Source organism: Acinetobacter lwoffii (genome assembly GCF_024129855.1).
Taxonomy (GTDB): domain Bacteria; phylum Pseudomonadota; class Gammaproteobacteria; order Pseudomonadales; family Moraxellaceae; genus Acinetobacter; species Acinetobacter lwoffii_L.
Genome location: NZ_JAMXXC010000023.1, coordinates 1 through 15,841, shown reverse-complemented (window position 1 = coordinate 15,841; position 15,841 = coordinate 1). Strand labels below are relative to the sequence as shown.

Annotated in this window: 16 protein-coding genes and 1 riboswitch; of the genes, 9 read left to right on the top strand and 7 right to left on the bottom strand. The window is 41.9% G+C overall.

What is annotated here, in order from left to right; genetic code table 11:
• Nucleotides 1-109 precede the first annotated feature (109 nt).
• Together NI465_RS13505 and NI465_RS13500 are read left to right on the top strand one after the other, a co-directional pair.
• Nucleotides 110-1,201, top strand: a complete 1,092-nt coding sequence (locus tag NI465_RS13505) for a 3-deoxy-7-phosphoheptulonate synthase (protein WP_174766804.1) — start codon at nt 110-112, stop codon at nt 1,199-1,201.
• 64 nt (nt 1,202-1,265) lie between these two features.
• A complete protein-coding gene (locus NI465_RS13500; protein WP_005251987.1) occupies nt 1,266-1,790 on the top strand; it encodes a protein tyrosine phosphatase family protein in 525 nt (174 codons plus the stop codon).
• 2 nt (nt 1,791-1,792) lie between these two features.
• Here NI465_RS13500 and ispF read toward each other — a convergent pair whose 3' ends face one another.
• Nucleotides 1,793-2,281, bottom strand: a complete 489-nt coding sequence (gene ispF / locus NI465_RS13495) for a 2-C-methyl-D-erythritol 2,4-cyclodiphosphate synthase (RefSeq protein WP_005266267.1) — start codon at nt 2,279-2,281, stop codon at nt 1,793-1,795.
• A gap of 100 nt (nt 2,282-2,381) precedes the next feature.
• On the opposite strand from ispF, the gene NI465_RS13490 reads away from it, so the two are divergent.
• On the top strand, nt 2,382-3,035 hold the full coding sequence (locus NI465_RS13490) for an A1S_1983 family putative colistin resistance protein (RefSeq protein ID WP_005266266.1): 654 nt from the start codon (nt 2,382-2,384) through the stop codon (nt 3,033-3,035).
• 82 nt (nt 3,036-3,117) lie between these two features.
• Here the strand turns inward: NI465_RS13490 and NI465_RS13485 are convergent, their stop codons facing one another.
• The 6 genes from NI465_RS13485 to NI465_RS13460 form a co-directional block, all read right to left on the bottom strand.
• Nucleotides 3,118-4,362: a D-amino acid dehydrogenase gene (locus tag NI465_RS13485; protein WP_253145685.1), complete on the bottom strand. Its 1,245-nt coding sequence runs from the start codon at nt 4,360-4,362 to the stop codon at nt 3,118-3,120.
• A gap of 135 nt (nt 4,363-4,497) precedes the next feature.
• Nucleotides 4,498-4,585, bottom strand: a riboswitch (glycine riboswitch).
• Between the two features lie 300 nt (nt 4,586-4,885).
• Complete coding sequence (locus NI465_RS13480; RefSeq protein ID WP_180087542.1) at nt 4,886-5,794, bottom strand: AEC family transporter; 909 nt, start codon at nt 5,792-5,794, stop codon at nt 4,886-4,888.
• Nucleotides 5,795-5,919: 125 nt separating this feature from the next.
• The gene (locus NI465_RS13475) at nt 5,920-6,441 is read right to left on the bottom strand and encodes a GNAT family N-acetyltransferase (RefSeq protein ID WP_354270346.1); all 522 of its coding nucleotides are present in this window, start codon (nt 6,439-6,441) and stop codon (nt 5,920-5,922) included.
• A gap of 67 nt (nt 6,442-6,508) precedes the next feature.
• Nucleotides 6,509-7,603, bottom strand: coding sequence for a chorismate synthase (gene aroC / locus NI465_RS13470; protein ID WP_180087544.1), 1,095 nt, complete (start codon nt 7,601-7,603; stop codon nt 6,509-6,511).
• Between the two features lie 13 nt (nt 7,604-7,616).
• The gene (gene prmB, locus NI465_RS13465; protein ID WP_180087545.1) at nt 7,617-8,624 is read right to left on the bottom strand and encodes a 50S ribosomal protein L3 N(5)-glutamine methyltransferase; all 1,008 of its coding nucleotides are present in this window, start codon (nt 8,622-8,624) and stop codon (nt 7,617-7,619) included.
• Between the two features lie 204 nt (nt 8,625-8,828).
• Complete coding sequence (locus NI465_RS13460) at nt 8,829-9,215, bottom strand: DUF1311 domain-containing protein (RefSeq protein ID WP_253145683.1); 387 nt, start codon at nt 9,213-9,215, stop codon at nt 8,829-8,831.
• A gap of 200 nt (nt 9,216-9,415) precedes the next feature.
• Here NI465_RS13460 and NI465_RS13455 point away from each other — a divergent pair, with 200 nt between their 5' ends.
• From NI465_RS13455 to NI465_RS13430, 6 genes are all read left to right on the top strand, one after another.
• Nucleotides 9,416-9,724, top strand: coding sequence for a hypothetical protein (locus tag NI465_RS13455; RefSeq protein WP_253145682.1), 309 nt, complete (start codon nt 9,416-9,418; stop codon nt 9,722-9,724).
• 160 nt (nt 9,725-9,884) lie between these two features.
• Complete coding sequence (locus NI465_RS13450) at nt 9,885-11,261, top strand: ABC1 kinase family protein (RefSeq protein ID WP_121979897.1); 1,377 nt, start codon at nt 9,885-9,887, stop codon at nt 11,259-11,261.
• 245 nt (nt 11,262-11,506) lie between these two features.
• Nucleotides 11,507-12,793, top strand: a complete 1,287-nt coding sequence (locus tag NI465_RS13445; RefSeq protein WP_253145700.1) for an acyl-CoA dehydrogenase family protein — start codon at nt 11,507-11,509, stop codon at nt 12,791-12,793.
• Between the two features lie 23 nt (nt 12,794-12,816).
• The gene (locus NI465_RS13440) at nt 12,817-14,016 is read left to right on the top strand and encodes an acyl-CoA dehydrogenase family protein (RefSeq protein WP_253145680.1); all 1,200 of its coding nucleotides are present in this window, start codon (nt 12,817-12,819) and stop codon (nt 14,014-14,016) included.
• A 113-nt stretch (nt 14,017-14,129) separates the two neighbouring features.
• A complete protein-coding gene (locus NI465_RS13435) occupies nt 14,130-14,621 on the top strand; it encodes a GNAT family N-acetyltransferase (protein ID WP_005252011.1) in 492 nt (163 codons plus the stop codon).
• Nucleotides 14,622-14,745: 124 nt separating this feature from the next.
• Complete coding sequence (locus NI465_RS13430; protein WP_253145678.1) at nt 14,746-15,327, top strand: lytic transglycosylase domain-containing protein; 582 nt, start codon at nt 14,746-14,748, stop codon at nt 15,325-15,327.
• Nucleotides 15,328-15,841 lie beyond the last annotated feature (514 nt).

The window sequence follows — 15,841 nt, the reverse complement described above, 5'->3', positions numbered from 1 at the left end:
CACTTTTTTTTCAAAGAAGTATTCATCTTTTTTATAACAAAGTGACGCATCATTCATGTTATATTCGGGCTATTAAACAACCTTTTGTATGATCGAACCAGTGACGGCAATGAATACACAACAGTCAAATCCTATTTCAGCATCAGATATTGATGACGTGAATATCCACAGCATGATTCCTCTTGTAACCCCTGCTGAGCTTAAAGCAGAGTTACCGTTGACTGAAACTGCTTATCAAACCGTACTGCATGGTCGTGAAACGATTCGTAAAATTCTGGATGGTGAAGACAAACGCCTGTTCGTTGTAATTGGCCCTTGTTCTATCCATGATCCGGCGGCGGCGCATGAATATGCTGAACGCTTAAAAGTACTGAGCGAAAAAGTTAAAGACAGCTTATACATCGTGATGCGGGTTTATTTTGAAAAACCACGGACTACCGTAGGCTGGAAAGGCCTGATCAATGACCCAGACATGAATGATTCATTCAATATTGAAAAAGGTCTGCGTATCGGTCGCAAGCTATTACTTGAACTGAATGAAATGGGCTTGCCATGTGCCACTGAAGCACTTGATCCAAACTCGCCACAGTATTACCAAGACCTGATTTCATGGTCAGCAATTGGTGCACGTACCACAGAAAGCCAGACCCATCGTGAAATGTCTTCTGGTCTTTCTTCACCAGTCGGCTTTAAAAATGGTACTGATGGCGGTTTAACGGTCGCGACCAATGCGATGCAATCTGTGAAACATGGTCACAGCTTCCTCGGTCTGAATGATCAAGGCCAGGTGGCTGTGATTCGCACTTCAGGCAATCCTTATGCTCACGTGGTACTGCGTGGCGGTAATGGCAAGCCGAACTACGATGCAGGCTCGGTTGCCGATGCAGAAGCTGCTCTAGCCAAGGCCAAAGTCAGCACCAAGATCATGATTGATGCCAGCCACGCCAACTCTAACAAAGACCCGTACCTGCAACCACTTGTACTTAAAAACATTTCCGAACAAATTCTTGATGGAAACAAGTCAATTGTTGGTATTATGGTAGAAAGTCATCTTAAGGGTGGTCGTCAGGACATTCCGGCGAACCTGAATGATATGGAATACGGTCAATCCGTTACGGATGGCTGTATCGACTGGGAAACGACTGAAAAAGTTTTACTCGACATGCATGAGGCATTGAAAGACATTTTACCTAATCGTTAAATGATCTGACCAACGCCATCGCCAAGATGGCGTTTGCATTTCTAGAACAAGGAAAATTTATCTGATGAATGATATTGAAACGGCATTAAGCCAGATTGAGAATTTTCAGTTCATACACGAACATCTGTTTAGCTCCGGTCAACCGACCACTACCCAATTACAGCTGATGAAAGAATACGGTGTATCTACAGTCATCAATGTGGCGTTGACCGATAGCGAACAGTATCTGCCGCATGAAGATAAAATTTGCCTTGAGCTGGGACTGAACTATATTCAGGTTCCGATTTCCTGGGAAACCCCTTCAGACAATCAATGCCTGCTGGTACTGGATCTGATCGATCATCTGGTAAAAGAGCAAATGGTCTGGGTACATTGTTCGCAAAACTACCATGTCAGCTGTCTGATGTACTTATATCGTCAGTACTATATGGATATGGATCTACCTACAGCACAAGAATACTTGCATCAGATCTGGGAACCAAATGAAACCTGGACTGGTTTAATGCATGCAGTTGCCCTACAGTTACAAGGCCGTAAAGCAACGCAGGAACTGGAACTTTCCTTAATTAATCCAAATTATTTTGCCTGATTTTATTTACTATGGCTCAATAACACGGTTGCCATCGACATAATGCCTTCCTGACGACCGGTAAAACCTAACTGTTCAGTGGTGGTGGCTTTAATACTGATTTGAGTCACATCAATATCCAAGACATCTGCAATACTTTGACGCATGGCCAAATTGTGTTTCGCCAGTTTTGGACGTTCACAGGCCACGGTAATATCGGCATTATTCAGGTGATAACCACGATCCAGAATTAGCTGATAAACATGCTTGAGTAATACCCGACTATCTGCACCTTTAAACTCAGGATCTGTATCTGGGAAATGCTGGCCAATATCTCCGAGCGCCAAAGCACCCAACAAAGCATCACAGAGTGCATGCAGCACTACATCACCATCCGAATGTGCTTTCAGACCGTGAGTATGCGGAATTTGAATGCCTGCCAGAGTGACAAAATCACCTTCTTCAAATGCATGCACATCCAGACCCTGGCCAATACGAATTTGTGCGATCACCTTATACATCCTTTAGAAATAGCCCATTGAAATCTTGTACACTTGCTTTCTATTTCGCTATAGTTAGACCAAGCGTAACACAGTGAAAGTATAAGCGATCATGCTACTGAAAACTGATATAAATATGTTGAAAATAATTGGCCTGATGCTCGGTCTGGGGACGATTTCTACGGGTAGCTCAGCGATCACAATGGATTGTAGCGATGACAGCAAAAAAACGGCTGCCATGAATAAAGTCTGCTCAGCATCGCTGGCTGAATCTCGTGAAAAACTCACAGACCAATACTTTACTGCTTTTCTGATTACTGATGCACCTGTGCGTTTATTACAAGATAGCCAACAACTATGGGCGACCCGCTTACAGCAATGCAAAACGCTAGACTGTTTTAAACAGCAGTTTGAATGGCGTTTAGATGATTTAAATGTCTATATTTCACTGAATCAAAGTCTGACCCAGCATTATATTAAGTTTGAACAGGGACAAATCGCCAAGCAGCCCGTGCATCTCAAGATTCATCAACTGACCAAAGACCGGATCAAGATTGAAGGCCTGGCATATCGTAATCCAAATAACCGGACCGAGAAGCAGACCGTTCCTTTTTTAGCCTATACCACGCCTGAGACAAAAAACCAGATCACCGATAATGAAAATGACTGCCGCTATGAGTTTAACTATAGTAAAGCCATTTTAGCGGTCAGTAGCCAGCAGAAAGGCTGTGAACGATTTACCGGTATTTATCGACTATATGATTGATTTAATTTAAAAATATTAAAATTTATTGTTATATAAAATGATATCTTTGATGTAAAAAATAGCCCGCAAGCGGGCTATCAATTTAAGCTGGATAGTATTGCGCAATTTCCTGACTAATCATCGCAGCCGTTGCAGCTGATAAAGTCCAGCCCAGATGACCATGTCCGGTATTGTAAAAGACCCGCTCATGTTTGCCACGGCGTACCACAGGCATCATATTTGGCATCATGGGGCGTAAGCCTGCCCACGGAACAACATGCTCAGTACACAGGTCAAAATTACGATTGGTCCAGTCAATTAAAGGTTGAATTCGGTCAGCACGAATATCCCGGTTATAGCCATTAAACTCGGCTGTTCCTGCAACACGCAAACGATCCTTGCCTAGGCGTGACAAGACAATTTTCGCACTTTCATCTAGCAGACTGACCCAAGGTGCGTTGTTCTGGCTCTGCTCATCATTCAGTTGCACGGTAATCGAGTAGCCTTTGACTGGATAGACATTGACTCGTTCACCAAGTATTTCAGCCAATTGATAGCTGCCAACCCCTGCACAGACCACAATGGCATCTGCATTAATCTCCAGAACATCCTCTGGAGAGGAATGGACATTTTCAGTACTAGGTTTGTATTTAACCCGAATATTCTGAGCCTGATGATCAACAACAAAAACATCTTGACCAAACTCAAATTTCACGCCTTTTTGCATACAGGCTTTGGCCAAACCGGTACTAAATTTATGAATATCCCCGGTGGCATCGCTCTGACAGTAAAATCCTGCATAATAATCGCCAGTTAATGCAGGTTCGATCTGCTTGATTTCTGCATTGGAAATGGCATTGCGCTCCAGACCACCGCTACACAACAGATCATTGACTTTGATCGCAACATCATAATCCGTTTTGTTATGATAAAAATGTAAAATGCCGCGTTTTTCTAAATTGAAATCAATATTTTCTGTTTCGGCAATTTCAAATAAGCGTGCTCTTGCCAGTAAAGCCAGCCGTACAGTCTCTCGGGTATTGGCTTCATAATGTTTGATATTGCCCAGAAATTCCATGAGCCAGCTGTATTTATGCACACTGAAAGAAGGATTGAGCAAAAGTGGTGCGGTTTTTTGTGACATCCATTTGATGCCTTTGAGTACCGTGGCTTTCTGGTTCCATACTTCGGCATTACAGGCAGAAAGCTGGCCGCCATTGGCAAAGGATGTTTCCATTGCCGGATAAAGATGCCGATCAACCACAGTCACTTGATAGCCTGATTGTGCCAGCTCATAAGCTGTGGTTACTCCGGTAATACCGGCCCCAATCACCACGACATGACGCATAGACACCTCCTTGATTATATTGATGTCTTTTCCCATCTGTCATGTGTACCTGAGAGCTTCGGTAGATACATTGCACATCAATGCGGCCACCTTCCCCTTCGGTGAGTGATTGAACACTTCTCTCCAGAGTTTTTATCCATTATCACAGTCCTTTTGCCTGAGAGTTTCCTGGGACCTTGCTCCTTCGGCGAATGCAGAAGCATTTCTCTCCTGCAATAATGTTTTATTATCATGAGCAATTTATATACCATTTTTAGGAGAAACACAGTTTTTATTTATGTTAATTCACGTGAATTTATCCATGATTCTTTTTTTTAATTAACAGTATACATGTGTGATAGAGGATATTGCCTAGATATTAAATTTTTAGATTTTTCTGCCGTAAGTAAAACGAGTAAGTTCTACCCTTTATAAAATTCCAGAACTTATTTAATTTTGGCGCTTAAATAAAATTTAACCTTTTTTTTGCTTAGGCTATTTTAATAATTCAAAATGTAGAGTTTTCCTTATCCATTTTAGAATTTTAGATAAGCCAAGAAAGCATCAGTACTAAGCTTACTGCTGCGACCACTGTTTGTACACTGATAATACTGGCCATTAACTCGCTATCGCCGCCATATACCCGGGTTAAAACATACGAAGCTGAGGCGGTAGGAAGTGCAAAGAACAAGACCAAAACCTGAGTAGTTAATGCATCAATCTGGAAAATTTTACACACTAAAAATGCAATCAGCGGCATTCCGAACACGCGGCCAAAGGTTATCAGGCTGAGTGGCAACACATCACGCTGAAAACCCTGAAACTGTAAGGCTGCTCCCACACACATCAAACCGAGCGGCAAACTGCACAGTGCAATCTGTTTAAGAAACTGCTCTGCTCCAGTCCAGAGTGACAAACCAGAAAGATTAAATAAACCACCCACAATACAGCCTAGAATTAATGGATTTTTAGACAAATCCAGGATGATTTTTTTCAGCTGCATATCGTGGCTACGGGTAAATGCCAGCACTGACAAGATATTCACCAAAGGAATACACAGCACCATGATCACAGCGAAAATAGTCATACCCTGCTGCTGAAATAAGGCGCTGACAGCAGCAAGGCCAATATAGGTATTAAAGCGCAGTAAACCTTGAACATAGACGCCGAAACGCGCATAGGAAATTCGGTAAATTTGGCGCAAGATATACAGCGCAATACTGACCACAGCCATGATGCTAAATACGACCAGTACTACATCCTGAATGACATTCATTTGAATCTTGGCAGTGGCCAGATTTAAAAACAGCATTACCGGAAACAATGCATAATAATTTAACTTTTCAGCGCCTCGCCAAAAATCATCACTCAACCATTGCCTACGCTTAAGCAGATAACCAAAGCTGATCAGTCCGATGAGGGGAAATAAAGAAGTTAAAATAATATGCAGCATGTGACATCCTGGTCTGTTTTCTGCCTAATCTTAAGCCGCTTAGACTGAACAGAAAACTTAGCATATTGATGAGCTTTTTCACCACTCAATTTAAGTAGCAAAAAGCTTGAATTTTCACCAACTAATCATATTGATCTGATGATTTTTTCTAAAATCAGTACATGTAACGGAATCAAAGGTTCTCCGAGCTTTTGACCCAGTGGATATGCTTCAATCTTTTCAGTCAGCTGATAGCCATGGCGCTGATAATATGCCAACAGTTCAGTACGAACATTTAACACTGACATCTGAATCACGTTCTTCTTAAATATTTCGAAAATATGGGATTCGGCAAAGTCCAATAATTGCTTGCCATAACCCGAGTTTTGCTCAGCAGGTGCAACAGCAAAGCTTCCAATCTCTGCTACTTGCTGCCCTAAGCTCACGCCAATACAACCAAGAAGCTTATTATCAATTTCCAACACAAACAGCTGAAAATTTTCTAAATTGAGCAAGTCATATAACTGTTTTTCTTGAATACGATCACCCTGGATCATTCCTGCTTCAGTCGTCCATCCACCCGGAGTACGATAAGCTGTATTAATCAGCATAGTAAGTTGCTGAACATCAGCCTTGCTCGCCAATCGTATATTTTTATAGTGATTCATTTTATAAATAAAAAAAGTCAGACCGGAGTCTGACTTTAAAACAATTTCACTTTAAAGTTAAAGCAAATTATTTAGGTTCAATCGGTGCAAATGGCGCAACAACATCGGCATTTTGCGCACGGTGACGCATGAAGTGATCCATCAGCACAATCGCCAGCATCGCTTCAGCAATCGGGGTTGCACGCACACCTACGCAAGGATCATGACGACCTTTGGTCAACACATCAGTATCTTCACGATCAATATTGATGGTTTTACCTGGCGTGGTGATAGATGCAGTCGGTTTCAACGCAATCGCAACACGGATGTCTTGACCGCTAGAAATACCACCTAAAATACCGCCAGCATGATTGGCCAGGAAGCCTTCTGTGGTGAGTTCATCACGGCTTTCATGACCAAACTGTTCAGCGACACCAAAACCATCACCGATTTCGACACCTTTAACGGCATTAATCGACATCATGGCATGCGCAATGTCAGCATCTAGACGATCAAAGACTGGCTCGCCCCAACCCACTGGCACTTTAGACGCAATGATCTCGAGTTTAGCGCCACAACTGGTACCTTGCTCACGCAAAGACGTCACTAGCGCTTCAAAACGTGGTACTGCATCCACATCGCCACAGAAAAACGGATTGTTTGGAACTTCGTTCCAGTCCAGTTTCTCTGTTTTTTCGGTGCCGATCTGGGTTACATGACCACGAATCTCAATGCCAAATTTCTCAAAAAGGAATTTCTTGGCAATTGCACCCGCAGCAACACGCATTGCCGTTTCACGCGCACTTGAACGGCCTCCACCACGGTAATCACGGAAACCATACTTTTGGGTATAGGTATAGTCGGCATGACCCGGGCGGAAAGTTTGTGCGATATTGCCGTAGTCTTTCGATTTTTGATCCGTATTACGAATTAACAAACCAATTGAAGTACCGGTGGTTTTACCCTCAAACACACCGGAAATAATTTCTACTTCATCGGGTTCTTTACGCTGGGTTGCAAATTTCGATGTACCCGGCTTACGGCGGTCCAGATCCTTTTGCAAATCAGCTTCAGTCAGCTCAATGCCGGGTGGAACCCCATCGATGATGGCCATCAGGCCAACACCATGAGATTCACCACAAGTCGTTACACGGAACAGTTGCCCTATACTATTACCTGCCATGTCAAACGACTCCTTATGCAATAGACTGAATAAATAGATCACGGTAGGTACGGCATTGCTCTGCAGTCAATGCAAAGATACCCGTACCACCTTTCTGGAATTGTAACCAGTAGAAATCAACCGAATTAAAGTTTTGGCGCATCGCCCATTCTGAGTTACCCACTTCGATCACGATCAGGCCATTCTCAGTCAGATAATCTGCTGCTTGAGCCAGCATTTTACGCACCAGATCCAGACCGTCCTGACCTGCAGCAAGTGCAAGCTCAGGCTCATGATGGAATTCCTCAGGCAAATCAGCCATATCTTCCGCATCGACATACGGCGGATTAGATACGATTAAATCGTATTGGTTTTCAGCTGGAATTTTTTCAAACAGATCTGATTCAAGCAAAGCGATCTGATATTGCTTGTCATGATGCTCAGTATTGATTTGCGCAACTTCCAAGGCTTCTTTCGAAATATCAGTCGCATCTACTTCCGCTTCAGGGAAAGCATAAGCCAAGGCAATTGCGATACAGCCGGAACCGGTACACATATCTAGAATGCGTTGTGGTATCTTCGGATTCGGGTTTTCCGGCAAGTTATTAACCGCTTCACCCATTTGACCATGTTCACCCAGGAAATACGGGGCAAAACGGTTCTGAATCAGTTCAGCAATCGGTGAACGTGGAATCAGCACACGCTCATCGACATAGTAGGGTTTGCCGTCAAAGTAAGCCAGATTCAATAAATATGAAGTTGGAACTTTTTCATTAATACGGCGTTCCAGCAGACTTAAAAATTCGGCTTTTTCACTTGGCAATAATTTGGCATCTAGAATTTCAGCGTCCGCTTTCCATTCTAGTGACAGGGTTTGCAACACTAGCGCTGAACTTTCAGCAAAATAATCTTCTGTGCCTTGGCCCAAATGTGCATCGTATTGACGTAATGCTGTCACACCAAAACGAATAAAATCACGAATGGTGGTTAAATTTTCAGCGGCTTCCTGCATATGTTCAGGGCTAATAGTCGGTCGATCCACTTAAGGCGTCTCCAAGGTCATTTTTTTAAACGCCTTATGATACCCTGTTTTGCCTGCTTTTATAATGCTAAAAGCATGAAAAACACGAATTCTCTACGCTCACAAAAATTATAAAACTCCTGTTTTTGTGAGCGATTATGCAGATAAATGTTTACTTTATTCAGAGGTGTTTTTGTTAAATATCTATGTTAATGGTATGACGACTTATCGAAAACCGGACGCATAAGAACGGGATTGATAAAGATTGGCCTGATCCATAATCAAAGCCAGCATACATTGCCCTTGTTGCTGTTTGGCATATTTTCCTGACATTCTAAAATTACATTGCTGGGCCAGTTTACGCTCCCACAATACATGCTGACTGCGAATGGCGGCGGTTTGATTCGGATTCAATTTAAGATAAGTTTTATAGTTTTTCTTCAGACGTTTATTGTGAACTTTCAGCTCTTTTTCCAGGCATTTTTCCGCTTTAGGTGTATTACCATAACTGAAATTCATACATTGTGAATATTCTTTGGAATACCCCATAGCAGCCTGTGTTTGAGCGGAAGTACCCACAAAAATTGCAACTAAAAACCACGCAAGACGCATAACATCCCCTTTACCGAAAGCGGTACAATCCTAATAAATGTTTAACAATCAATATTGTTTAAATTATCCACTGATATTAACGCAGTCCGGACAAAAATCCTATGCATTTCTTGGAAAGGAAGATTCCACAGTTCCACAATTGAAAGTTGGCCTGTGATCCTCATATAATTCATATTCAATCTTCAAACGAGCCTCTATCTATGAGCTATAAGCACAATAATCTTATGGCGATGCGCCAGAATTACTGGAATGATCAAGCATCCGGTCAGGTGCAGCAAGAAAAGGTTTTTTTGCAGTCGACCTTAATGCAGCATGGCGTATTTACCGATGCGACACTGGACGATGCTAAATATCTGTTTTTTGGCTTGCCAAGTATTGTGATTGTAAAAGGCTATGCTTTGGGCTTCATGCATGACAGCGTACAGCGCCTGATTCATCAACATATTCAAACAAATAAACAACAGTTACAACAACGATCCGAATTAAAAATCCAATTTCAAATAGCATAATGCCCTGTCTAAACTGATACAAGTTGGTGAATAAATGAAAGCTTGCCTAGCTTTTACTATGAATTCAGCGGCTTAAACTTTTTTAATACGTGCAGAAACGCTACTATCCCTTACAATGATTTATTCTGCTTCATGCTGATGATGAAAGGATCGAGTTTACATGTCAGATCAGAACGATAAGCTTAAACAACTGAAAACCTCCTCTATGGATCGACGCTTATCGATCGCAAAGGCATCCTTGCTGGCAGGCACGCGTTGGGCGGCTTCTAGTGCAAGCTCCATGTTCTCAAGCGAAGAAGAAAAAGAAAAGAAACGTAAAAAAGCCATGAAAGAACAGGCCGATTATCTGGTGGCAGAAATTGGCAAGTTGAAAGGTTCTATCGTTAAAATTGGCCAGATGATGGCGCTGTATGGTGAGCATTTTCTGCCAGAAGAAGTCACTCAGGCCCTCAATACCCTGAACAATCAGACGGTAGCATTGGCATGGCCAGCCATCAAGACCCAGTTACAGCAACAACTCGGTTCTAAACTCGACGATCTAACCATTGATCATGAACCTTTGGGCACAGCTTCTTTGGCACAAGTACATCGTGCTACCCGAAAATCCGATGGTATGGAACTAGTGTTAAAAATTCAGTATCCGGGTGTGGCAGAAGCCATTGATTCGGATATGAGCCTATTTAAAAACATGCTGAAATTGACCCGCATCGTGCCGCAGACCCGCGAATTCGACCAATGGTTCGATGAAGTCCGTGAAATGATGCATCGTGAAGTAAATTATCAGATTGAAGCAGATACCACGCGTCGTTTTGCTGCCCGTTTAAAAGATGATCCTCGCTATATCGTCCCGACCATTATTAATGAATATTGCTCTGATCGTGTGCTGTGCATGACCTTTGAACGTGGTGTGCCGATCAACAGCCCGGTGATGTTGTCCCTGCCCCAAGAACGCCGCAACCAGTTAGGGGAAGCCTCTCTGGAAATTGCAGTACGTGAAATTTTCGAATGGGGCGAGATGCAAACCGATCCGAACTTTGGTAATTATCTGGTTCGTCTGGGCAATGGTACAGATGTGCACGACAAGATCATTCTGCTCGACTTTGGCGCGATCCGTCAGTTTGACCAGCATCTGCTCAGTGTTGCGCGTAACCTGATTCAGGCAGGCTATCATCATGACTCGGATATGATGGTCAAGGCGATGACCGGTTATGAGTTTTTTGATTCGATTCCGCAAAGCATCAAACCGGATATGGCCAAAGTCTTTTTACTGGCCACCGAAGCGTTTAGTTCACCGCTAAATAATCAGGAATTGCCAGCCGGCATCATGGATGAACATAATCGCTATGACTGGAAAAAAAGCCAGCTGCATAGCCGTGTGATGCAACAGGCGTCGAGATCTATGGCTTCACGTTATTTCAGTGTTCCACCCAAAGAATTTATGTTTATTAGCCGTAAATTTATTGGTGCCTATACTTTTATGACCGTGATTGATGCCAAAACCAATGTGCGTGCCATGATTAAACATCATCTCTCTTAAAATAAAACCTGCATCAAAAAGACCTGGATGATTTTGTCATTCGGGTCAATTTTTAGACATATACGATTTTTTATATTTTTATCTTTCTTTTAATTTTCATTGATTTATTCATCCCTTCCTTCAATCCAAAAAACCTAAAAATTGCCAATTAATCTTGTCACCTACGACATAGTTTTATATCTGAGCACATGTCAGTATTAAAAAAATAACGTGACAACACCTTTAGGATAATCAGAATGAGTAATATGGTGAATAAAGCCCAAGGATTTGGCTTATCCATACTGACCAAAATCGCGGGCAGCGAAGTATTAGATCAATTAAAACTGCGTAAATTTGTCGAAAAATCACTTTATCAAAGTTCAAAAGCAGGATTCAAAACACTGAGTCAAACCCAGAAAATCCTGAAATCTGGCCAGAAGATTCAAAAACAGCGTCTGCCGCATCAGTCTAAATCCTTATTTGATCTGAACCTGACTGAAGAACAGCAAATGACCTGTAATGCCATGCAGCAATTTGCCCAAGAGGTACTATATCCCTTGGCGCATGATGCAGATCAGCATGAACTATTCCCCCATGAACTCTGGCAATACAGTACTGATTTAGGCTTGAATTTCTATGCCCTGCCTGAAGCATTGGGGGGCGTTGCATCGGAACAGAATATTGTCAGCAATATTTTAATCGCTCAACATTTGGCTCAGGGTGATTTCAGTCTGACGGCTGGCTTACTTTCGACTTTTAGTTTCATTAACGCCATTACCCGCTGGGGCTCAGAGCAGATTCAGTCAGAATATCTGGGCGCTTTCGCAGAGAATCCTGAGTTAAAGGCCACCTTTGCAGTGCAGGAAGAAACAGCAGCGTTTAACCCGGAGCAACTTAGAACCAAGGCTGTTGCAGATCAGGGACATTATCTGATTCGGGGTCAAAAGACCTTAGTGCTCTTCGGAGAAAGTGCCGATCTCTATCTGGTCAGTGCTGATCTAAACGGAAAAGCTGAGGTCTTTGTGGTGCAACGCGACATTACGGTTACTGCAAAAAAATCGCCGGCTATGGGATTAAAAGCTACTCAAACCGTTACGCTCAAATTTGAAGATACTCCGGCACATCGTCTGGGTGATGAAGATTTTGATTATCGTGCATTCGTAGATTTGGGCAATCTGATGTGGTGTGCGATGGCAGTGGGCGCCTGTGAAGCAGTCAAAAAATACTGTGTGCAATATGCCAATGAACGTATTGCCTTTGGTGAACCGATTTCCCATCGTCAGGGTGTCGCCTTTATGATTGCCGATATGGCCATTGAAATTGACGCGATGCAAATGCTGATCCTGAATGCCGCCAGCCTGGCTGAATCTGGTCAAGCTTTTCATCGTGAGGCTTATTTGGCACGTCTACTCTGTGCAGAAAAATCCATGAAAATCGGCACCGATGGTGTACAAATTTTGGGTGGTCATGGTTTTACCAAAGAACATCCGGTAGAACGCTGGTATAGAGACCTGAGAGCCACTGCCATTCTCCATTCTGGCTTGCATGCCTGATCACAACATAAAGAAGAACAATAATGAATCTACAAACTCCAAAAAAATTTAAGCTTTTGATTGATCAAGCACATGAAGTTGCCCTCAATGTTTTGCGCCCTATTTCACGTAAATATGACAAGGCTGAACATGCTTATCCGATAGAGCTAGACATGCTCGCTTCTGTTGTCGATGGCATGAACCAAGGTAGTGAAGGCATGAATGCTGGTGCAGCAGTCAATAAACGTGGCGATGCAGATACGACTAATAAAAATGGCATTAATATGTCTACCGCCCTGAGTATTATTGAAATGTGTTATGGCGATACTGGCTTATTACTCTCGATGCCACGCCAAGGATTAGGAAATTCAGCCATTGCAGCTGTTGCCAACGAGGAGCAATTGCACCGTTTTCATGGAACTTGGGCAGCCATGGCGATTACCGAGCCAGGTTGTGGTTCAGATTCCGCTGCGATTCGTACCACTGCGACCAAAGACGGTGATGACTATATTCTGAATGGCGAGAAAATTTTTGTAACATCCGGAGAACGTGCTGATGCAGTAGTCGTTTGGGCAACTTTGGATAAAAAACTGGGACGATCAGCCATTAAATCATTTGTGGTGACTAAAGGTACTCCAGGAATGAAGGTTGAACGACTGGAACATAAATTAGGGATTAAATCATCCGATACTGCCACGATTAGCTTTATCAACTGTCGAGTACCTGCAGCAAACCTGCTCGGTCATGCAGAAATCGATGTTGCTAAAGGCTTTGCTGGCGTGATGGAAACCTTTGATAATACTCGCCCGCTGGTTGCAGCCATGGCAATTGGTTGTGCGAAAGCCTCGCTGGAACGCATCAAGGAGATTTTTAAGGATCAGCTGGACTCCACTTATGCCACACCGTATTTACAAAGCTCTAATATCGCAGCACAAATCTATCATATGGAAGCTGAATGGGAAGCAGCACGCTTGCTGATGCTGAAAGCCGCCTGGATGGCCGATAATCACAAACCAAATTCACGTGAAGCATCTATTGCCAAAGCCAAAGCCGGTCGGATTGGTAATGAAATTACCTTAGAATGTGTCGAACTTGCAGCAGCCACTGGTTATAACGAAACTGAACTTTTGGAAAAATGGGCACGTGATTCCAAGATTCTGGATATTTTTGAAGGCACCCAGCAAATTCAGCAACTGATTATTGCCCGTCGGGAATTAGGGAAATCATCGAGCGAATTAAAATAATGATTGCTCATTAAATAACGAATTAAGCTTACTTAAGTTGATTAAACGATGGATTTTTTAAGGATTTAAGGTTATAAAAATTCATCGTTTTTTCAAAATAAAATCAGACCAATATGTACTATATTCGTCCCATTCAGCCTGAAGATAATGCTCAAATTGCAAGCATTATTCGTCGTGTTTCCCAAGAGTTTGGACTGGCAGCAGAATCTGGTTTCGCGGTAGGCGATTCTATTTTAGATGAACTGTATCAAGTTTATCAGCAAACGAAATCAGCTTACTGGATTGTTGTGGATCAACAAAATAAAATTTACGGTGGTGGTGGAGTTGCGCTATTAAAAGGTGATGCAACTATTTTAGAAATTCAGAAAATGTACTTTTTACCTGAAATTCGTCAGCAGGGTTTTGCCAAGAAAATTTTAGAATTATCTTTTGAATTCGCACAGGCTCATCAGATTAAGTCAGTCTATCTAGAAACAACTAAAGTGCTTTGGCAAGCGGTGAAACTCTATGAAAAATTAGGTTTTCAGCATCTTGATCATCCTCAAGGCAATACCGGACATAGTGAAGCCTGTGAAATCTGGATGCTGAAAAATCTTTCAACTTAGAGATTTTTTAGTAGATAGATAAAGTTTGTACATTAATAAAGTGCTTTCATCAGCAGCAAGCTTGACTCTTGTATATAGGCTGCCTAACATCGAAATACGTTTATTCAGGCATGGAATTCACAGTTTGTTTGTTTCTCATTTATTCAATCCAATTAAATCTAAACGTTCACTATTTCATTCTCAATCTTTTAAATTTTCCTCTATTTTATTGAGCACTTTTCTTTTTGCGGGTTGTTCATCCTTGGGCGGAGGCTCGGTAGAAAAACGCGCAGCTAAGCTGTCTAAAGGCATTCAAACTGCTTATTCCACCCCATCCAGTACAGCTAATCGTGTTTCACCTTTAATTGTTCAACATGCACAAAATCAGGGTGTAGATCCACTTCTAGTGGCGGCTGTGATTCGTCAGGAATCTACTTATCGTAGCCAAGCAACTTCGCCAGCAGGTGCGGTAGGCTTGATGCAAGTGATTCCGAGATATTGGCAACAAACTTGTCCAGGTGATTTATACAATGAAAGCAGTAATATCCAATGTGGTACATATATTCTTTCTAAATATAATCAATCATCCGGTGACTGGAAGAAAGCGCTTGCCTATTATAATGTAGGTCCATCGGGTTATGAAAATAATCGTAAAATGCGTAAACAAGGTAAACGTTATGCCAAACAAATAAAACAGCATAAAAAAATGCTGAAAGACTCTCTATAATTACTGATTTAAGCTAATTAAATTAATAATGCTTAGGCTATTTGATGTAAAGCTTTGATAATTAGTAGTTATTAAATAATACCTATTGAAATTTCTGCTATGAAAGCATATTTAGAAAATATTAACTACAGTTGTGATACGCGTGTTCGGTAAAAATACCCTGCCATAAAAAACCAGCGATTCGCTGGTTTTTTATTTTTTAGGATTTATAAGATAGAACTGTAAAATCTTTTAGATCAAACTATATCGACCGGATAACACTAGTCATATTAACGCGAATCATCCTTCTAAAAAGACTTTAATAAGATTTCAGATAAATACTTCTATACACTTAAATTAATAAGTTCGTGGAGCTCGATAGGAAATGAATGCATATAGAAATCAGAATCAAAAATAAAAGACTTATTTCTAAAAACCACACATAAAAAATCCCCCTCTGCCTTGGCGGAGGGGGATTTTGGAATAATGAGCTGGCGATGACTTACTCTCACATGGGTAACCCCACACTACCATC

What these genes read in the sequence shown, in the direction of transcription:
- NI465_RS13445 (WP_253145700.1), top strand. Translation starts at nt 11,507, where the DNA reads ATGGTGAATAAAGCCCAAGGATTTGGCTTATCCATACTGACCAAAATC.
- NI465_RS13480 (WP_180087542.1), bottom strand. Translation starts at nt 5,794, where the DNA reads ATGCTGCATATTATTTTAACTTCTTTATTTCCCCTCATCGGACTGATC.
- NI465_RS13475 (WP_354270346.1), bottom strand. Translation starts at nt 6,441, where the DNA reads ATGAATCACTATAAAAATATACGATTGGCGAGCAAGGCTGATGTTCAG.
- NI465_RS13500 (WP_005251987.1), top strand. Translation starts at nt 1,266, where the DNA reads ATGAATGATATTGAAACGGCATTAAGCCAGATTGAGAATTTTCAGTTC.
- NI465_RS13505 (WP_174766804.1), top strand. Translation starts at nt 110, where the DNA reads ATGAATACACAACAGTCAAATCCTATTTCAGCATCAGATATTGATGAC.
- NI465_RS13435 (WP_005252011.1), top strand. Translation starts at nt 14,130, where the DNA reads ATGTACTATATTCGTCCCATTCAGCCTGAAGATAATGCTCAAATTGCA.
- NI465_RS13460 (WP_253145683.1), bottom strand. Translation starts at nt 9,215, where the DNA reads ATGCGTCTTGCGTGGTTTTTAGTTGCAATTTTTGTGGGTACTTCCGCT.
- NI465_RS13455 (WP_253145682.1), top strand. Translation starts at nt 9,416, where the DNA reads ATGAGCTATAAGCACAATAATCTTATGGCGATGCGCCAGAATTACTGG.
- NI465_RS13490 (WP_005266266.1), top strand. Translation starts at nt 2,382, where the DNA reads ATGCTACTGAAAACTGATATAAATATGTTGAAAATAATTGGCCTGATG.
- aroC (WP_180087544.1), bottom strand. Translation starts at nt 7,603, where the DNA reads ATGGCAGGTAATAGTATAGGGCAACTGTTCCGTGTAACGACTTGTGGT.
- NI465_RS13485 (WP_253145685.1), bottom strand. Translation starts at nt 4,362, where the DNA reads ATGCGTCATGTCGTGGTGATTGGGGCCGGTATTACCGGAGTAACCACA.
- NI465_RS13440 (WP_253145680.1), top strand. Translation starts at nt 12,817, where the DNA reads ATGAATCTACAAACTCCAAAAAAATTTAAGCTTTTGATTGATCAAGCA.
- NI465_RS13450 (WP_121979897.1), top strand. Translation starts at nt 9,885, where the DNA reads ATGTCAGATCAGAACGATAAGCTTAAACAACTGAAAACCTCCTCTATG.